The following is a 17,129-nucleotide window of genomic DNA, read 5'->3' as shown; positions in this document are numbered from 1 at the left end:
GGCCGGCAGACCCGGCAGACGTCCGCGGCCGCGGCGGGGTGGGTGGCGGGCTGGCCGGCAGGTTTCTGGCGCGCGAGTACGAACAGTGGGCGCGGGCGTGGCCGGCCGGGCACGAGCGAGTGGATGACCTGACGGCGCGGCAGGCCTTGGTGGTGCTCACGCTCACCGCTCCCACGCCCGCCGAGCTGCCCGGCCTGCTCACGGCGGTGCCCGGCCTCCGCACACCGGCTGCCGCGCGCACCACCGCAGGCGGCGGCTCCGATTCGGGCACCACCGGGTTAGGCGACTTCGATCCGGATGCCACCGACCCGCACGGCATCATCCCGGCGATCGCCCAGGCCCAAGGCGCGGTTCCGAGCGCCGTTGGGCCGCAAGACGCGGCCTTGGGCAGTGCCGACGCCCACGGTGACGCGGGACTCCATGGCGGGATCCGGGACGTGGCTCGCTGGCTGGGCCGGATCTTCTCCGGTGGTGAGCGGCTGGTTCCGCTCGGACCGGACGTCCTGGCCGAGCGGCTCCTCGCCGAGACGGACGGCCTGGACACGCTCGTCCTCGCCGTACACGATCACGAGGGCCGCACGGCCCAGCACCTCGTACACATGCTCGACGTCCTCCGCCTGGCGGCGAACTCGGCGCGGGTCGGGTCGGCGTTGCGGACCTTGGTGGCGGGCAGGATCGGCGGGATGGTCGCGGAGGCTGCGGCGGCGCCGGCCACCCGGCTCGGCGACGCGCTCAACGCCGCGCTGGGGCTGTTCGCCGACGACCGGGAGATCGCCGGTGCCGCGGCCGGGCTGCCGGTACGACGGGACGCACGGCTGGGGCTGCGGGCCCTCGACGTGACGCTCGGCGAGCTGGCCGTACGGCACCTGCGGGCGGAAGGTGAGCCGATCGCGCTGGCCGGGGCGTTGTCCTCGCTGTCGGAGCGGCTGGCCGCCGTGGGCCGGGTGGGCGAGGCGGTCGTCGCAGCCGCGGAGGCCGTTGAGATCTTCGGCGCGGCTCCCCCGTACGAGGCGGCGGTCGCGCGCGCCGAGGCCCTGTACAACCTGGGTGCCTGCCTGCTGCTCGCGGGCGAGCCCGGCAGTGCGCTCAAGCCCGTGCAGGAGGCGGCGGCCAGGTTCCGCATCCTTGCCGAGGACGTGGTCGGCGGCGAGACGCGTTATGCGGGGCAGGCCGCGCGGGTGCACTACAACCTGGCGTGTGCGCTGGTGGGAGCCGGGCTGACGGGCGAGGCCGTCGAGGCGTTCGAGGCGGCGGGCGGCGATCCCGAGGTGGCGGCCGACCTGGCAGGCGTCCTGTCCGTGCTCTCCACGACCGCGGATCCGGCGGCTGGGCCCGAGCCGATGGTGCGACCCGGGCCGGCGCCTCTTCCTGAGCCGGTAGCGGCGCCCGAGCTGATAGTGCCGGATCCGCTCCCGCTGTCGCCCACCACCCCGGAGCCGCTGACGCCGTTCGAGCAGCTGGACACCACCGCGTCGCGAACGCCGTTCGACCGGCTTGACACCACCGCGCTGCCCGAGCTGGCCGCCTGTCTTGTCGTCGCCGCCACCACGGCCGTCAAGGACACCGCCACCACCAACCGTGACCTGGCCCACCGCCTCCATCTCCTCGCCGCCTGGCTCCACGACCATGACAGGAACGCCGACGCCCTGGTCCCGGCCGCCGAGGCGGTCGTGCGGCTGCGCGGGCTCGCGGCCGAGGAGCCCGGACTGCGGCTCATGCTGGCCGAGGCCGCCGGCCTGCTGTCGAGGTTGCACGGAGACCTGGACGACCTGGATGCCGCCGCCCGGTCCGCCGCCGAGGCCGTGCGTAACCTGCGGGCGCTGGCCGCGCTCGAACCCGGCGAATTCCGCCCTGCCCTGGCCGATCGGCTGCTCGACCTGGGCGAGCTGCTGCTGCTCGACGACCGCCCGGAGGAGGCGCTCGACCCACTGCAGGAGGCCATGGCCGTGGCGGCCGAGCGGCACACGCAGGCCAGGGCCAGGCGGCTGCTCGGCCTGTGCCTGGACGAGCTGGGCCGGGCCGCGGACGGCCTGGCGCAGCTGGAGATCGCCGCTGAGCTGTACGACGTCCTGAGCGCGGAAGAGAGCACCTACGAGCGCCATCTCGACGAGGTACGGGCCAGGCTGGGCCGTTCACGGCCGGCCCCGCCGCCAGACGGCGCGCGGCACTGGATGCTGGCGCTGGTCAACGGGCGACCGGAGGAGGCCGTGGCCAGGGCGGAGCAGTTGCTGGCCGAGCGCCGCAAGGCGGTCGAGAGCGCCGGCGAGCCGCGGCTGGAGGAGATCCACGCCTACCTCTCGGCCCAGGCCCTGCTGGCCCGCGCCTGGGCGGACGCGGGCCGGGCGGCGGACGGGTTCGCGCTCGCGATGCAGGCGGCCGAGCTGCTCCAGCGGCACGCCGTACCGGATCGGCCGCACGCGATCGCCGTCGGCCAGGTCGAGGCGGCCCTCGGGCGGACGCTCGTGGGGCTCGGCCGCCATAAGGAGGCCGTGCCGCACTTGCTGACCGCCATCGAGTCACACGGCCAGGCGGGGGCGAGCCCGGCGTCCGGGAAGGAGCTGGCCGAGCTGCTCGTCCTGGAGACCGTCGCGCTGTCGCGTTCCGCGTGCCCGTCGGATGCGGAGGCGGCGGCGGACCGGCTGGTCAGGCTGTACGCCGCGCTCGTGTCGGAGGGGATCGAGTCGGCCGTGGCACTCGCCGGGGCGCTGCGCCTGCAGGGCGGCATCCGGTTCACCAGGCAGGACGTGGAGGGCGCGCTCAAGTCGGCCACCAGGGCGCTCGACGTCCTGTCGTCGGAGCCGTCCGAGCCGTCGGCGGGCGGGCGCGTGATCACCGCCGCCTGCCTGGAGCTGAGCGGCCTGTGCCTGGTCGAGCTGCACGACGACGACGCGGCCAGGTCGAAGCTGGCCGAGGGCACCGCGCTGCTGGCCGAGCACGGCCCCGCGCCTGCCGACCTGGCCGGCGTCCACCTGCTGGCCCTGGTCCGCCTGGCCAGACTGAGGGCCCGCGAGGAGGGACCGGCCGCCGGGATCGTGCTGTACGCCCGGATCCTGGAGATGCGCCCGCTGCCCGGTGCCGAGGTGCTCAGGACCCTGATCGAGGAGCTCTCCGCGTACGTGGGCGACATGTCGGACGGCGCGGACCCGGCCGCGCTGCTGCCACCGCTCACGGCGTTCACCGGAGCCCTCGAACGGCAGGTGCCGCTGAGCGGCGACGCCGACCTGCACGACCGATATGCCCGATGCCTGGCCCGCCTCAGCACCATCGCCGCCCAGGCGAACGACACCGCGAGCGCCGTCCTGGCCGCCAGGCTGGCCGTCCGCGTCCACCGCGGCCTGGCCGCCCTCTCCAGCGCGTACCGCGGGGGGCTCGGGCTGGCGCTCGCCGCCCTCGCCCGCCTCGACCACCACGATCTCACCACCATGGAGCAGGCCATCGCCCTGCTCACCGACGAGGAGAACGGCAGGGAGCTGGCGACCGCCCTCGGCCTCTACGCGGTCGAGCTGCTCGACCGCGGCCGCGCCGTGGAGGCCCTGGCCCACTGCGAGCGGGCCGCCGACCTGTGCGACGAGCTGGACGACCCGGCCGTGGCGGCCGCCACGTACGGCCGGCTCGGCTCCAGCCTGGCCATGCTGGAGCGCCCGCAGGCCGCGCTGGAGGCGGTCACCTGGTCCCTGGCGGAGCTGGAACGCGCCAGGGAGCGGGGCCAGGAGCTGCCCCAGGTGCGGGCCCAGGCCACCCAGGTACGGGGGCAGGTGCTGCGGGCCTCCGGCAGGAGGCAGGAGGCGCTGGCCCACCTCGTGGAGGCGCTGCAGATCTACACCCGGCTGCCGAGGCCGGCGGAGGCCGCCGAGGTCGCCGCGATGATCGCCGACGACCTGCTGGCGGGCGGCCGGGCCGAGGAGGCGGCCGAGTACGCCAGGATCGCCACGACCGGACACCAGGAGGGCACGGTCAAGCACGCGCTCGCCCTCCAGCGGCTGGCCAGGTGCCACATGATGCTCGGCGAGCTGGCCGAGGCCAACGCGTTCGTGGAGCGGCTGATCCCGCTGGCCAGGCGGTCGCCGGACGATCTGACGTACCGGGCGATCCTGGCCGACTCGCTGGCGCAGAGCTCGGAGCTGCTGCCGCTGCTGCGGCTGGACGACGGATCCGAGGCCGAGGCCAGGGCCCGCGAGGCCATCGCGATCTACGACGACCTGCTCACCACGGGCATGAACGCCGAAGCCCTGCACACCAGCCGGGCCGGAGCCAGTCTCACGCTCGCCGCCGCGCTCAGGATGCGGGACCTGTCCGCCGACGCGGTGCGGCCGCTGCGCGAGGCGGTCGCGACGCTCGAACGCTACGCCCCCGGCAATCCACCGCTGTCCGGCCTGCTGGCCAGGGCGATGCTCCTGCTGGGCGACGCGCTCATGGAGACGGGGCGGGCACTGGAGGCGAGCCTCGTCTTCCACCGGGGCACGCAGGTGACCCGCGACCTGCTGGCCAGGGCCGTGGCGCATGCCCGGCTCGGCTTCTGCCAGCAGGAGCTGGGCCGGGAGGACGCGGCCGAGGCCGCGCTGCGGGTCGCGGCGGGGCTGCTGAGCGAGGTGATCGCCGACGCGAGGGAAGAGGGCCTGGCCGAGCTGCTGTGCGACGTCCTGCGCGCCCGGCTGGCGCTGCTGGAGAAGGCAGGCAGAAATGAGGAGGCGAAGCAGGTCGATGACGACCTGCGCCGCCTCACCATCCGTTGACGAGCCTCAGGCCTCGCCGGCCTCCACGATCTCCCGCGCCCAGCGGTAGTCGGCCTTGCCCGCGGGCGAGCGCACCATCTCCGCGACGAACGCGTACGAACGGGGCACCTTGTATCCCGACAGCGACGAACGGCAGTGCGCGTCCAGTTCCTCGGCCGTGACCTCGACGCCCGGCCGCGGCTCGACCACGGCCGCGACCCTGTTCCCCCACCGCTCGTCCGGCACCCCGGTCACCACCGCGTCGAACACGGACGGATGCCCCTTGAGCACCGCCTCGATCTCCTCGGGGAACACCTTCTCCCCGCCGGTGTTGATGCACTGCGAGCCCCGGCCGAACACGTTCACGGTGCCGTCGGCGTCGATGCTCGCCAGGTCGCCGGTCAGCAGCCACCGGGTGCCCTGCTCGTCGGTGACGAACGTGCGGGCGGTCTTGCCGGGGTCGTTGTAGTAGCCGAACGCGACCCGCCCCGACCTCGCCACCGTCCCGAGTTGCCCGGACCCGGGCTCGACCGGGCGGCCCTTCTCGTCGAGCACGGCCAGGTTGACCACGGAGTTCGGCTGGTAGCGCAGGCCCTTCTCCGGCGACGACCCGGCCACGCCTGAGGCGGTGTAGCCGGACTCGGTGGAGCCGAAGTTGTCCAGGATCATGGCGTTCGGGAGCAGCTCTTGGAGGCGGTCACGTACGGCTCCGGACAGGATGGCGCCGGTCGAGCTGATGACGAACAGCGACGAGACGTCGTAGGAGCTCTTCGCCAGCGCCTCGGCCATGGGCCTGGCCATGGCGTCGCCGGTGATGTTCATGGTGTTCACGCGCTCGCGCTCGGCCGCCCGCCACACCTCGGTGGCGTCGAACTTGGGGACGTACGCGACGGTCCCGCCCATCCACCAGGCGATGAACGTGGCCATCTGCGCGGCACCGTGCATCAGTGGCGCGACGGGCATCATGACCATGGGGCCGGACCCGACGGCCGCGTCGATCACCTCCTGCGGGGTGGCGCGCGGCTCGCCGTACGGGTTGCCGCCGCCGAAGCCCATGAACAGGTCCTCGACGTGCCACATCGCGCCCTTCGGCATGCCGGTGGTGCCGCCGGTGTAGATGATGTACACGTCCTGTCCCGAGCGCGGCGGGAAGCCCCGTTCCGGCTTGCCCCGCTCCAGGGCCGTCTCGTACGGCACCGCGGAGCCGATCGCCGACGGCCCGCCGACCGAGATCAGGTGCTCCAGCAGCGGCGCCTGCCCGGCGACGGCGGCCACCCGCGCGTCGAACTCGACGTCGTAGATCAGCGCCCGGATGTCGGAGTCCCGGTAGAGGTAGAGCAGCTCGGCCTCGACGTACCGGTAGTTGACGTTGATCGGCACGGCCCGGATCTTGAGCGCGGCCAGCATGCCGGCGATGTACGGGATGCCGTTGTAGAGATGGATCCCGACGTGCTGCCCCGGCTGGATGCCGAGGTCGATGAGGTAGTGGGCGAGCCGGTTCGACTCGGCGTCCAGCTCGGCGTAGGTGCGGCGGTCCGGGCCGCAGATCACGGCGGTCCGGTCACCGATCGCGTCCGCGAGCCCCTCGAACAGGTCCGCGTGGTTGAATTCCATAGAAACCCCTTATTCCTTGGTCCGGGGTATGCGGGGTGTCCCCGCAGGGATCAGAGCTTCTCCCGTCCGACGATCCACATCGCGAAGAACTGGGCTCCCCCGCCATAGGCGTGGCCGAGCGCCGTACGGGCGCCGTCCACCTGGTGCTCGCCGGCCATCCCGCGCACCTGCAGCGCGGCCTCGGCGAACCTGATCAGCCCCGAGGCCCCGATCGGGTTGCTGGACAGCACCCCGCCCGAGGCGTTCCACGGGATGTCACCGTCGAGCGCCGTGGCGCCCGACTCGGTGAGCTTCCACCCCTCCCCCTCCGCCGCGAACCCCAGGTTCTCCAGCCACATCGGCTCGTACCAGGAGAACGGCACGTACGTCTCGGCCACGTCGATCTGCCGCCGCGGGTCGGCGATGCCGGCCTGGCGGTAGACGTCGGCCGCGCAGTCCTTGCCCGCCTGCGGGCTGACCGTGTCGCGCCCGGCGCGGAAGATCGGCTCGGAGCGCATGGCGGTGCCGTGCACCCAGGCCGGGGTGCCGGTGACCGCGGACTCGGACGCCAGGACCATCGCGCAGGCGCCGTCGCTGGAGGGGCAGGTCTCCAGGTAGCGGATCGGCTCCCACAACATGGGCGTGGACTCGACCATCTTCTGGTCGATGCCGGGGATCTTCAGATGGGCGTAGGGGTTCTTCAGCGCGTTCTGCCGGTCCTTGACGGCCACCAGCGTGCCGATGTGATCGGGCGCGCCGGACGTGCGCATGTACTCGCGGATGTGCGGCGCGAAGTAGCCGCCCGCGCCCACCACCAGCGACGCGCTGAACGGCAGGTGCGTGGACAGGGCCCAGGTGGCGTTGGACTCCGACTGCTTCTCGAACGCCACGACCAGCACCCGGTCGTGCACGCCGCCCTGGACGAGGCTCGCGCCGACCAGCGCCGTCGACCCGCCGACGCTGCCCGCGGTGTGCACCCGCATCATCGGCTTGCCGGCCGCGCCGAGCGCGTCGGCCAGGTACGACTCCGGCATCATCACGCCCTCGAACAGGTCCGGCGCCTTGCCGATGACGACGGCGTCGATGTCCTTGAACGTGAGCCCGGCGTCCTCCAGCGCCCGCAGCGCCGCCTCGCGCACCAGCCCGGCGATCGACACGTCCCTGCGTCTGGTCGTGTAGTGCGTCTGCCCGACGCCGATGACCGCACAGCGGTTACCCATCTCAGGCCTCCAGTACGGTGACGAGGTTGTGCTGCAGGCAGGGGCCGCCGGCGGCGTGGGCGACCGTGCGGCGGGCGTGGCCGTCGAGGATGCGCTGGGCCGCCTCGCCGATGCGGATGAGGCCGGTGGCCATGACGGGGTTGGCGGCCAGCGGGCCGCCCGACGGGTTGATCAGCGTGTCGCCGGTCAGCTCCAGCGCCTCGCGCAGGATGATCTCCTCGTGCGGGAACTGTGTGTGCAGCTCGGCCACCTCGACGGGCCCCTTGCCGACCCCCGCGGCGCGTGCGGCGTCGGCCGCGGAGGCCGATCTGGCCAGGTCGCGCATGCCCAGGTAGTGGGGCTCGATGCGATGGGCGATGCCCTTGATGGAGGCGGGATTGGCGCACAGCCGCGCGGCCAGGTCCCCGGTCGCGAGCACGATCGCGGCCGCGCCGTCCGTGATGGGCGGCACGTCCGTCTTCTTCAGCGGCTGCACCGCGAAGTCGTCGTCCTCCGGGTCGGGCAGGTCGAGCGCGTACGGGTTGCTCCGGCCGTCCGCGCGGCTGCGGCGGACGATCTCGTCCAGCTCCTTCCGGTCCGCGTTGACGGCGCCGGCCTGGAGCGCGGCGTAGGAGAGCTGGTCGAGGCCGAGCGGAGCCAGATAGTACGGGTCCAGCTGGAGGGTCATGATCGTGCGCAGGTCGCCGAGCGACGACTTGCCGAAGCCGTAGACCAGGGCGGAATCGATGTCGCCGTGCTGGAGGCGTACCCATGCCTCGTACAGCGCCCAGGCGCCGTCCATCTCCACGTGGCTCTCCGAGATGGGCGGCCAGGCGCCCAGCGCGTCGAGGGCCGACACGAACGAGAACGGGGCGCCCGCGAGGTAGTCGCAGCTGCCCGAGCAGGTGAAGCCGAACCGCTTGAGCCCGGTGCGCTCCTTGACCTCGTTGATCACGGGCAGGATCAGCTCGGGCTCGCTCAGGCCGGTGTCGTGGGCGGTGTGCCGCGTCTGGGCGAACGCGACGATCGCGACCTCTCTCATGACAGCTCCCCGTCGGGCTCGCCGGTGGGGGCGAACCAGCGGATGTTCGCCATGGACGCCGTGCGCTCGCTCTCGGGGACCCAGACGGCCTTCACGCGCATGCCCTGGCGTACCTCGTGTACGGGCACGTCCCCGATCAGGGCGATGATGGGGATGTCGGCGTTGTCGAGCAGGATGTACGCCGACACGAACGGCACCTGAGGGGCCCGCGGGTCCGGCAGGTTGTTGATGGCGAACGTGGTGATCGTGCCGGTGTCGGGCAGTTCGCGCGTTTCGGAGATGGTGCTTCCGCATTCGGGGCAGGAGTGGCGCAGCGGCACGTAAACCTTGTCGCACTGGTCGCAGCGGCTGCCGAGGAAGACGCCGCGCTCAATGCCCTCGAGGAAGACGCGCAGTGCGCCGCCGGCCTGGAGGCGGTACTCGGAGCGGACGTTCGACACGATCTTGGAGACCTCGGGGGCGAAATGCGCAATGTCGGTGATGTGGCCGGTGGGCCGGTCCCGCCAGACCGGCCAGACCCGCATGCCGGTCTGGAGCGCCTTCGGGTTGCCGGCGTCCAAGGCGTGGACCAGGGCCGTGTCCGCGCCGTCGAGCTTGATCAGCGCCCAGGCGAACGGGCGGTCCAGGGGGTGGCCGTCGAGCGGCTCGGGCACCCACGCCCACGTGGTGACCGTGCCGGCCGGGCCGACCTCGACGTATTCGCCGGTGACGGGCTCGCCGGTCGCGGGGTCGTACTCGAGGGGCGGCACCAGCACCCGGCCCTCCGCGGTGCGCACCCCGACGATGCGGCGCCCGCGCAGCTCGCTCAGGAACCGGCCCACCACCGGCCCCGTCGTACGCGTGTAGCCGCCGGGGAACTCCAGGACGTGCTGGGCGACCAGCGGGTCAGATGGCACGGTCGTGTCCCTCCCAGTACGGGGCGCGGAGCTTGCGTTTGAGCAGCTTGCCGTTCGGCTCGCGGGGCATCTCGGCGATGAAGTCGACGCTCTTGGGCCACTTCATCCTGGCCAGCCGGCCCTCCAGCGAGGCGATCAGCTCCGCGGCCAGCTCCGGGCCCGGATCGACGCCCGGCGCGGGCTCGACCACGGCCTTGATCTGCTCGCCCCACTCCTCGTCCGGGATGCCGAACACGGCCACGTCCGCCACCTTCGGGTGGATCATGAGCTCGTTCTCGATCTCGGCCGGGTAGATGTTCGCGCCCCCGGAGATGATCATGTCGGCCTTGCGGTCGCAGAGGTAGAGGAAGCCGTCCTCGTCCAGGTAGCCGATGTCTCCGACGGTGAAGTAGTCCTTGAGGCGGTTCGCGGCGGTCTTGGCCGGGTCGCCCTTGTACTCGAACGTGGCGCCCATCATCTTCATGTAGATCGTGCCGGGGCTGCCGGTCGGTACGGGCTCGCCCTGCTCGTCCACGATGAGCAGCTCGCTGATGGGCCAGGCCGTGCCGACCGTGCCCGGGTGTGCCTTCCAGCCTTCGGGGGTGGCCAGCGTGCCGCCGCCCTCGGTGGCCGCGTAGTACTCGTACACGCAGTCGCCCCACCACTCCAACATCGCCCATTTCACCGGGACGGGACAGGGGGCGGCGGCGTGGATCATCCATGTGAGCGAGGACAGGTCGTACTTTTTCCGGGTCTGCTCCGGCAGCGAGAGCAGCCGCTTGAAGTGCGTCGGCACCAGGTGGGAGTTGGTGACGCGGTGGCGCTCGCACAGCCGCAGCAGCTCCTCGGCGTCGAACTTGTCCATGTAGACGAGCGTGTGGCCCATGTGCAGCGCCGTGCCGCCGAACTGCGTGACGGCGGTGTGGTAGTTCGGGGAGGTGACCAGGTGGGCGTTGGGCCGGCCTGACGTGATGCCGAACAGCCCGAGCAGGAACGTCATCAGCTCGGCGGAGTCGTCCGGGTCCAGGCCGTTCAGCGGGCGCCTGACACCCTTGGGCTTGCCGGTGGTTCCCGAGGTGTAGTGCATGGTCGCGCCGGCGGTGCGATCGGCGGGCGCGGTGTCCGGCTGCCCGTCGGTGAGCTCGCTCGCGGGGCGGAACCCGTCCATGCCGTCACCCAGCATGAACCGGCGGCCGGGCTCGATGGTCTCGCCGCCCTTGGCGCCCTCCGCCGCGAAGCGGGGATGGACGAAGAACGCCTTGGCCTCGCTGTCGGAGAGGATGTACGCGATCTCCGGCGCGGCGAGGTGCCAGTTGATCGGCGTGTAGTACCAGCCGGCCTGGAGCGCCGCCAGGTACAGCACCAGGCCGTCGGCCCCGTTGGGGACCAGGCCGCAGATGCCGTCCCCGGGTTTGAGCCCGAGGTCACGCAGGCCGTGGACGAGGCGGTTCGATCTGGCCAGGAGGTCGCCGGCGCGGTGCTGCGTACCGTCGGGGTCCACGACCGCGATCCACTCGGGATCCGCCTGCGCGAGCCTCCAGAAACCGAGCGTGCCCATCTGATCTCCTCAGTGCTCCTGGCCTCACTCCGTGAGGCGGGCTCGGTCGCCATATGCCGTCGCGGCGAGCAAAATAGGAACCTGTTCTCGTTTGCTGCTGGGAGCGTATCCTGGGGCCGAACTTCGTAGCAAGCGCTTGATTAGATACTTCGGAGGCATCCGTGGAGCTCCTGCCGATCAGCACCCCCCACTGCCGGGTCGAACGCGACGGCCACGTCCTCATCGTCACCATGAACCGCCCGGAGGCCCGCAACGCGCTCTCCTCGGACATGCTGATCGGCCTGGCCTCGGCGTGGGCGTACGCGTCGGCGGAGGCCGGGATCCGGGTGGCGATCCTGACGGGCGCGGAGGGCACGTTCTGCTCGGGCGCCGACCTCAAGGCCATGGGACAGCCCTCCACGGACCCGGAGGTCCAGGCCAGGGCCGCCCAGATCCCCAACTTCCACTGGAAGGGCCTGCTCCGCGAGGACCTGCCGACCAAGCCGATCATCTGCGCGGTGGAGGGCTACGCGGTCGCCGGCGGGACGGAGCTGCTGGTGGGCACGGACCTGCGGGTGGTGGCGGAGTCGGCCACGCTCGGCCTGTTCGAGGCCAAGCGCGCACTGTTCCCCATGGGCGGCAGCGCCGTCCGCCTCCCCCGGCAGATCCCGTACTGCCATGCCATGGACCTCCTGCTGACCGGCCGCGCGATCACGGCGGCGGAGGCCCTGTCGATGGGCTTGGTCAACCGCGTGGTGCCGGACGGCCAGGCGCTGGCGGCCGCCCGCGAGCTGGCCGGCGACGTGGCCGCCTCGGGACCGCTGGCGGTCCAGGCGATCCTGCGCACGTACCGGGACACCCTGGGCCTCTCGGAGCCGGAGGCCCTGAAGGTGTCGGACGACCTCGGCTGGCCGGTCATCGGCTCCGAGGACGCCAAGGAAGGCACCCGCGCCTTCCGCGAGAAGCGTCCTCCGGCCTACCACGCCCACTGAACCGGGACGCCGGGCCGTTCGGCGATCGGCGCCCGGCCCGGCGTCAGTCCTCGGTGATGCGCGAGAGGCGGTCCAGCGCCTCCGCGTACTCCTCCACCAGACCGAACACCACGTCCTTCGTGGACCGGACCTGGTTCGTGATCCCGATGATCTGCCCGGCCGGGAACGTGGCCAGCTCCGACGCGTCCGAGCGGCCGATTCGCCGCAGCGCGTCCGACACCAGCATGAACTGCAGCGGCATCGGCAGCGTTCCCGGCGACTCCTCCGACTCCCACGCGTCCGTCCACTCGTTCTTGAGCAGTCGCGCCGGCTTGCCGGTCCAGCTGCGCGAGCGGACGGTGTCCCGGGAGGTGGCCTCCAGGATGCGGCGCTTGGCCATCTCCGGGGTGTCGGCCTCCTCGACGGTGAGCCAGAGGGAGCCGGTCCACACGCCCTCCGCGCCCAGCGCCATCCCCGCCGCCATCTGGCGGCCGTTGCCGATGCCGCCGGCCGCGAGGACGGGGACGTCCACGGCGTCGACCACCTGCGGGATCAGCACCATCGTGGAGATCTCGCCGGTGTGGCCGCCGGCCTCCGTGCCCTGGGCGACCACCACGTCCACCCCCACCTCGACCTGCTTGAGCGCGTGTCGGGGCGTGGAGGCGAGGGCGGCGACCTTCACCCCGTGGGAGTGCGCCAGGTCCACGACGTCGGCGGGGGGCGGGCCGAGGGCGTTGGCCAGGAGGGCTATGGGGTGGCGCAGGGCGACCTCGACCTGTGGGCGGGCCGTGGCGTCGGTCCAGCCGAGCAGGACCTTGCCGGCGTCCGCGTCCGAGGAGAGCGGCGGCACCCCGTGCTTGGCGAGGAGGCCCTCGACGAAGGCGCGGTGCCCGGCGGGGATCATCGTCTGCAGGCGGCCCACCAGCTCCTCGGCGGCGAAGTCGGCGCCCTCGTAGGAGGCGGGCATGACGACGTCCACGCCGTACGGCCTGCCGTCCACGTGGTCGTCGATCCACTTGAGCTCCATCTCGAGCTCTTCGGGCGTGAAGTAGAGCGCGCCGAGCACCCCCATGCCGCCCGCGCGGCTGACGGCCGCTACCACGTCCCTGCAGTGGCTGAAGGCGAAGATCGGGAGCTCGATTCCGAACATGTCCGTCACACGTGTCCGCATGAGCCGACGATATGCCGCGGATCCGGCTAACTGCAACGTGTTCTACTCTAGAACCTTTGCTCGGTGCCGGCTCAATCATCCCGGGGGAACGGGTTCTAGCGTGGCATCCTGCGCCAGAGCGCGCGGGGCAGCAGCCGCAGCACGCCGAAGACGGGCCCGAGCGCGCGCGGCACCCAGACGGAGGACGCGCCGTCACGCAGCGCGCCCACCGTGGCCAGGGCCACCTGCCGGGGTGTCGAGGACATCGGCGCGGGAGTGAGCCCCTCCGTCATCCGCCCGATCACGAAGCCCGGCCGCACGATCAGCACCCTGGCGCCCGACCCGTGCAGGGCGTCGCCGAGCCCCTGGGCGAACCCGTCGAGCCCGGCCTTGGCCGAGCCGTACACGAAGTTGGCCCTGCGCACCCGCGCGCCCGCCACCGACGAGAGCATCACGAGCGTGCCGTGTCCCTGCTCGCGCAGCACCCTGGCCGCGTGGAGCCCTGCCGACACGTGACCGCTGTAGTTGACCGCGACCGCCTCCGCGGCGGCCGCGGGATCGGCGTCGTAGTGCGCCTGGCTCCCCAGCACGCCGAAGGCCGAGATCACCACGTCGAGGTCGCCGACCAGCTCCACCGCCTTGGAAAAGACGGCGCCGTGCGCGTGGACGTCCAGCGCGTCGAACGGCACGACATGGACCTCCGCGTCGAGCTCTGGCGGGACGAACTCGCCCCGCACGGCCAGCACCACCCGGCTCGCGCCCAGCCCCACCAGCAGCCTGACGATCTCCAAGCCGATCTCGCTGCGCCCGCCGAGCAGCAGCACGGTGTCGACCGCGCCGAGAGCGTTCTTCACAACCGCAGCCTCCTGGCCAGGTCTGAGCGGAACAGCCCGGCGGGATCGGCCTGCTCCCTGATTTGCCGCCACCGCTCCAGCTCGGGATACATGGCCGCCATCATGTCAGCGTGCAGCCGCGAGTCCTTGGCGAGGTAGACGCGCCCGCCGGCCTCGGCCACGCGCCGGTCGAAGCCGCGCAACAGGCCGGCCAGCCCGCGCTGCCCGACGGGGATGTCCAGGGCCAGGGTCCAGCCGGGCATGGGGAACGACAGCAGCCCGCCCGATCCCGGTCCGAACCTCTTGAGCACGGTCAGGAACGACACGGTGCCGTGCGCCGACAGCGCCCCGACGATGCCGCGCAGCGTCTCCTCCGCGCCGAAGGGCACCACGAACTGGTACTGGACGAACCCTCGGGAGCCGTACATGCGGTTCCAGCCGTCGACGAAGTCGAGCGGATGGAAGAACGGCGCGATGCCCTGCACGATCGTCCGGCGTCGCGGCGCCTTGCGGTACCAGACCTCGTTGAAGGCGCGCACGCTCAGCCCGTTGAGCAGCCCGCCGGGCGCCCACGCGGGCGCCCGCACGAGCGCGCCGGGCGCGAAGGCGGGCGGCTCCTTCTCGTCGGTACGCGCCGCATGATCGCCCCTGGTGAGCACGCTGCGCCCCATCCGGCGGCCCTGGGCGAGCAGGTCGATCCAGGCCACCGTGTAGCGGTAGCGGTCGTCGGTGGCCGCCATGGTCGCCAGCGTCTCGTCCAGGTCGGCGGTGCGCTCCACGTCCACCCGCATCAGGGAGGTCTCGATGGGCACGCAGCCGAACGTGGCCTCGGCGATCACCCCGGTCAGCCCCATGCCGCCGACGGTGGCCTGGAAGAGCGGATCGCCGGGGCGGAGGGTCCGGGCCGTCCCGTCGGCGGTCACCAAGGTCAGAGAGCGGACGTGCGCCCCGAAGGAGGAGTCGCGGTGGTGGTTCTTGCCGTGGACGTCGGCCGCGACGGCGCCGCCGACGGTGACGTGCCTGGTGCCCGGGCTGACGGGGACGAACCAGCCGCGCGGGACGAGGGCCGTCATCAGCTCGTGCAGGCTGACCCCGCCCGAGGCGGTCACCAGCCCGCTGCCCTCGTCGAAGGTCCACCCGTCGAGGCCGGTGCAGTCGAGGACGAGGCCGCCGGCGTTCTGCGCGGCGTCGCCGTAAGACCTGCCCAGGCCCCGCGCCACCACGCCGCGCCCCGGCGCGGCCCCGATCAGCTCGCACAGCTCCTCGACGGAGCGGGGCCGCGTGAGCACGGCCGGCGTGGGCGCCGTGCGCCCCCAGCCGGTCAGGAACGTCGTCATGTGTAGATCCCCAAGCCGACCATGAGGACCAGCCAGGCGGCGAAGATCAGGGTCGGCCGGTCGCGTACGGCGAGCTCCTCCGGCTCCTCGCCGCTCCCCCGGTCCACCAGCAGGTTGTGCCTGAGCACGAGCAGCATGAACGGGATGATACTGAGCCCGTAGAAGAGGTCGTCGTGCGCGTTGAGCGCCCACAGGCAGTACGTCACGATCATCGCGCCCGAGCACATGATCCGGACCTGGGACAGGTAGGCGGGCGAGTAGGCGGCCAGCGTCGCGCGCGTCCCGGTCACGCCCCTGGCCCGCAGCTCCGCCTCGCGCTTGCCCGCCACGAGCTGCAGCGCGGCCAGCGAGACGACCACCAGGAACCACCCGGTCACCGGCACGTCCACCGCCACGGCCCCGGCGTAGGCCCTGATCACGTGGCACCCGGCGACCGCGATCAGGTCCACGACCTCCTGGTGCTTGAGCCACAGCGTGTACGACAGCGTCAGGGCGATGTACCCGGCGACCACCGCGGGCGACTGCCAGCCCCCGGTGAGCGCGGCGACCGCGGGCGCCAGGAGCAGCAGGACGACGCCCGTCACCCGGGCCGCCCGCACGGACACCATCCCAGCCGCGATCGCCCGCTGCCGCTTGCGCGGGTGCAGCCGGTCGGCCTCCGCGTCGGCGGCATCGTTGATCAGGTAGGAGCCGCTCGCGGCCAGGCAGAACGCGACGAAGATCAGCAGCACCGCGAGCAGGCTGCGCGGCTCGCCCAGCACCCCGGCCGCCAAGGGAGCGGCCAGGACCAGCACGTTCTTCAGCCACTGGCGCGGCCTGGCCGCCCTGACCAGCGCCAGCGCCGGCGTGGCCGTCCAGGGCCGGGCGGCCACGTCCTGGCTCATACGGCCCGGCGGCCGCGCAGGGCCAGCAGGAGGCCCCCCACGAACAGCGCGACGCCCACCACGCCGAGCACGATCGGCAGCGTGGTCCTGATCAGGGTGATCTGGCTCTTGCCGTCGCCGGCGCTCTTCACCAGCTCGTCGATGGTCTCGTCGGTCATCTTGGCCGTGGCCACGAAGGCCTTGGCGCGCTCGATGCCGTCCTGGCTCTTGAGCACCTCGTTGCGCTGCTGCTCCTGGCGGACGGGGGCGCCGGTGGTGGGCTCGATCCAGTAGGTGACCGTGCCGGAGTAGACGCGGTTGAGCTGCACGTCGCCCGACGTTCCCATGCCGAACAAGGCGGCGGGCGCGTTCAGGGTCTGCGTCTGGGTCTCGGGGACGACCTGCTCGAACTTGTAGGTGTTCAGGCCGTTGACCTGCTCCTCGCCGACGAACTTGGCCTCGAACGCCTTGCCCGCGCTGGAGTTGAAGGCCAGGTAGGTCTTCTTCTCCACGTCGAACGGGAACTTGTAGATCTGGCCCTGCAACTGCACCGGAGCCTTGTCGATGCTGACGCCGCAGCAGTTGAGCCCGACGCCCGAGCGCTTGTCGAAGGCGCTGCGCCGCTCGGTGAAGCTGATGCCGGGCTTGCCGTTGGTGACGTCGTTCACGGCGGTGAACTCGTCCCACACGACCCGGTCGCCGACCGCCTCTTTCACGTCGCCACGGGTGGTGACGATGATGTCGAGGTCGGCGGTCAGCACCTTGCCGTCGGGAATGCTGAAGTACTGCGCACCGGTCGCCCGGAGCTTGGTGATCCCGTACTGGTCGCCCTTCGCGGCGATGAGTGCGGGTGCTACCTGGAAGCGCACCAAGGGAGCCAGAACGATGAGGAATGCCCCGACGGCGATGAGAACGCTGCCAACGACGACCCGGTTCATGGACCCTCCATGTGTGCAGGTGCACGGACGCCTGTATGGGTGATTAAGTACTGAAACTAGTTCTACTCGCCGGTATGTT

Annotated in this window: 12 protein-coding genes; 2 read left to right on the top strand and 10 right to left on the bottom strand. The window is 72.1% G+C overall.

Going from position 1 to position 17,129, the window contains the following annotated elements; all coding sequences use genetic code 11:
* Positions 1-4,733 (top strand): hypothetical protein (locus EJK15_RS70995; RefSeq protein ID WP_171074628.1); only part of this gene is annotated, 4,733 nt, incomplete at its 5' end.
* Positions 4,734-4,739: 6 nt separating this feature from the next.
* Here EJK15_RS70995 and EJK15_RS30925 read toward each other — a convergent pair.
* Genes EJK15_RS30925 through EJK15_RS30905 form a run of 5 tightly spaced genes read right to left on the bottom strand, consistent with a single transcriptional unit; the run spans position 4,740 to position 10,979 of the window.
* Positions 4,740-6,326 (bottom strand): acyl-CoA synthetase, encoded by a 1,587-nt coding sequence (locus EJK15_RS30925; RefSeq protein WP_138714014.1) that lies wholly within the window; start codon positions 6,324-6,326, stop codon positions 4,740-4,742.
* Positions 6,327-6,376: 50 nt separating this feature from the next.
* Positions 6,377-7,525, bottom strand: coding sequence for a thiolase domain-containing protein (locus EJK15_RS30920; RefSeq protein ID WP_138714013.1), 1,149 nt, complete (start codon positions 7,523-7,525; stop codon positions 6,377-6,379).
* A gap of 1 nt (position 7,526) precedes the next feature.
* Positions 7,527-8,546 carry a thiolase domain-containing protein gene (locus tag EJK15_RS30915; RefSeq protein ID WP_138714012.1) on the bottom strand — a complete coding sequence of 340 codons (1,020 nt, stop codon included), beginning with the start codon at positions 8,544-8,546 and terminating at the stop codon, positions 7,527-7,529.
* On the bottom strand, positions 8,543-9,442 hold the full coding sequence (locus EJK15_RS30910) for a Zn-ribbon domain-containing OB-fold protein (protein ID WP_171074627.1): 900 nt from the start codon (positions 9,440-9,442) through the stop codon (positions 8,543-8,545). The genes EJK15_RS30915 and EJK15_RS30910 overlap by 4 nt, the downstream gene beginning before the upstream one ends.
* Positions 9,432-10,979: an acyl-CoA synthetase gene (locus tag EJK15_RS30905; RefSeq protein ID WP_138714011.1), complete on the bottom strand. Its 1,548-nt coding sequence runs from the start codon at positions 10,977-10,979 to the stop codon at positions 9,432-9,434. The genes EJK15_RS30910 and EJK15_RS30905 overlap by 11 nt, the downstream gene beginning before the upstream one ends.
* Positions 10,980-11,140: 161 nt before the next feature.
* Here EJK15_RS30905 and EJK15_RS30900 point away from each other — a divergent pair, with 161 nt between their 5' ends.
* Positions 11,141-11,950, top strand: coding sequence for a crotonase/enoyl-CoA hydratase family protein (locus EJK15_RS30900; RefSeq protein ID WP_138714010.1), 810 nt, complete (start codon positions 11,141-11,143; stop codon positions 11,948-11,950).
* Between the two features lie 43 nt (positions 11,951-11,993).
* Here EJK15_RS30900 and EJK15_RS30895 read toward each other — a convergent pair whose 3' ends face one another.
* The 5 genes from EJK15_RS30895 to pgfA all read right to left on the bottom strand — a co-directional run bounded on the left by EJK15_RS30895 (position 11,994) and on the right by pgfA (position 17,050).
* On the bottom strand, positions 11,994-13,100 hold the full coding sequence (locus EJK15_RS30895) for an NAD(P)H-dependent flavin oxidoreductase (RefSeq protein ID WP_138714009.1): 1,107 nt from the start codon (positions 13,098-13,100) through the stop codon (positions 11,994-11,996).
* 95 nt (positions 13,101-13,195) lie between these two features.
* On the bottom strand, positions 13,196-13,933 hold the full coding sequence (locus EJK15_RS30890; RefSeq protein WP_138714008.1) for a decaprenylphospho-beta-D-erythro-pentofuranosid-2-ulose 2-reductase: 738 nt from the start codon (positions 13,931-13,933) through the stop codon (positions 13,196-13,198).
* Positions 13,930-15,249, bottom strand: coding sequence for an FAD-binding oxidoreductase (locus EJK15_RS30885; RefSeq protein WP_138714007.1), 1,320 nt, complete (start codon positions 15,247-15,249; stop codon positions 13,930-13,932). The genes EJK15_RS30890 and EJK15_RS30885 overlap by 4 nt, the downstream gene beginning before the upstream one ends.
* Positions 15,246-16,133 carry a decaprenyl-phosphate phosphoribosyltransferase gene (locus EJK15_RS30880; RefSeq protein ID WP_138714006.1) on the bottom strand — a complete coding sequence of 296 codons (888 nt, stop codon included), beginning with the start codon at positions 16,131-16,133 and terminating at the stop codon, positions 15,246-15,248. Before EJK15_RS30880 ends, EJK15_RS30885 begins: the two co-directional genes overlap by 4 nt.
* Positions 16,130-17,050, bottom strand: coding sequence for a cell envelope lipid trafficking protein PgfA (gene pgfA, locus EJK15_RS30875; protein ID WP_138714005.1), 921 nt, complete (start codon positions 17,048-17,050; stop codon positions 16,130-16,132). The genes EJK15_RS30880 and pgfA overlap by 4 nt, the downstream gene beginning before the upstream one ends.
* Positions 17,051-17,129 lie beyond the last annotated feature (79 nt).

Source organism: Nonomuraea basaltis, from assembly GCF_005893125.1.
Classification (GTDB): Bacteria; Actinomycetota; Actinomycetes; order Streptosporangiales; family Streptosporangiaceae; genus Nonomuraea; species Nonomuraea basaltis.
Note: the sequence above shows the minus strand (reverse complement) of the source record. Positions and strands in the feature narration are given on the sequence as shown.

Excerpts from the sequence above, each read along its gene's own strand:
- EJK15_RS30925 (WP_138714014.1), bottom strand. The coding sequence starts at position 6,326 with ATGGAATTCAACCACGCGGACCTGTTCGAGGGGCTCGCGGACGCGATC.
- EJK15_RS30920 (WP_138714013.1), bottom strand. The coding sequence starts at position 7,525 with ATGGGTAACCGCTGTGCGGTCATCGGCGTCGGGCAGACGCACTACACG.
- EJK15_RS30915 (WP_138714012.1), bottom strand. The coding sequence starts at position 8,546 with ATGAGAGAGGTCGCGATCGTCGCGTTCGCCCAGACGCGGCACACCGCC.
- EJK15_RS30905 (WP_138714011.1), bottom strand. The coding sequence starts at position 10,979 with ATGGGCACGCTCGGTTTCTGGAGGCTCGCGCAGGCGGATCCCGAGTGG.
- EJK15_RS30895 (WP_138714009.1), bottom strand. The coding sequence starts at position 13,100 with ATGCGGACACGTGTGACGGACATGTTCGGAATCGAGCTCCCGATCTTC.
- EJK15_RS30885 (WP_138714007.1), bottom strand. The coding sequence starts at position 15,249 with ATGACGACGTTCCTGACCGGCTGGGGGCGCACGGCGCCCACGCCGGCC.
- EJK15_RS30880 (WP_138714006.1), bottom strand. The coding sequence starts at position 16,133 with ATGAGCCAGGACGTGGCCGCCCGGCCCTGGACGGCCACGCCGGCGCTG.
- pgfA (WP_138714005.1), bottom strand. The coding sequence starts at position 17,050 with ATGAACCGGGTCGTCGTTGGCAGCGTTCTCATCGCCGTCGGGGCATTC.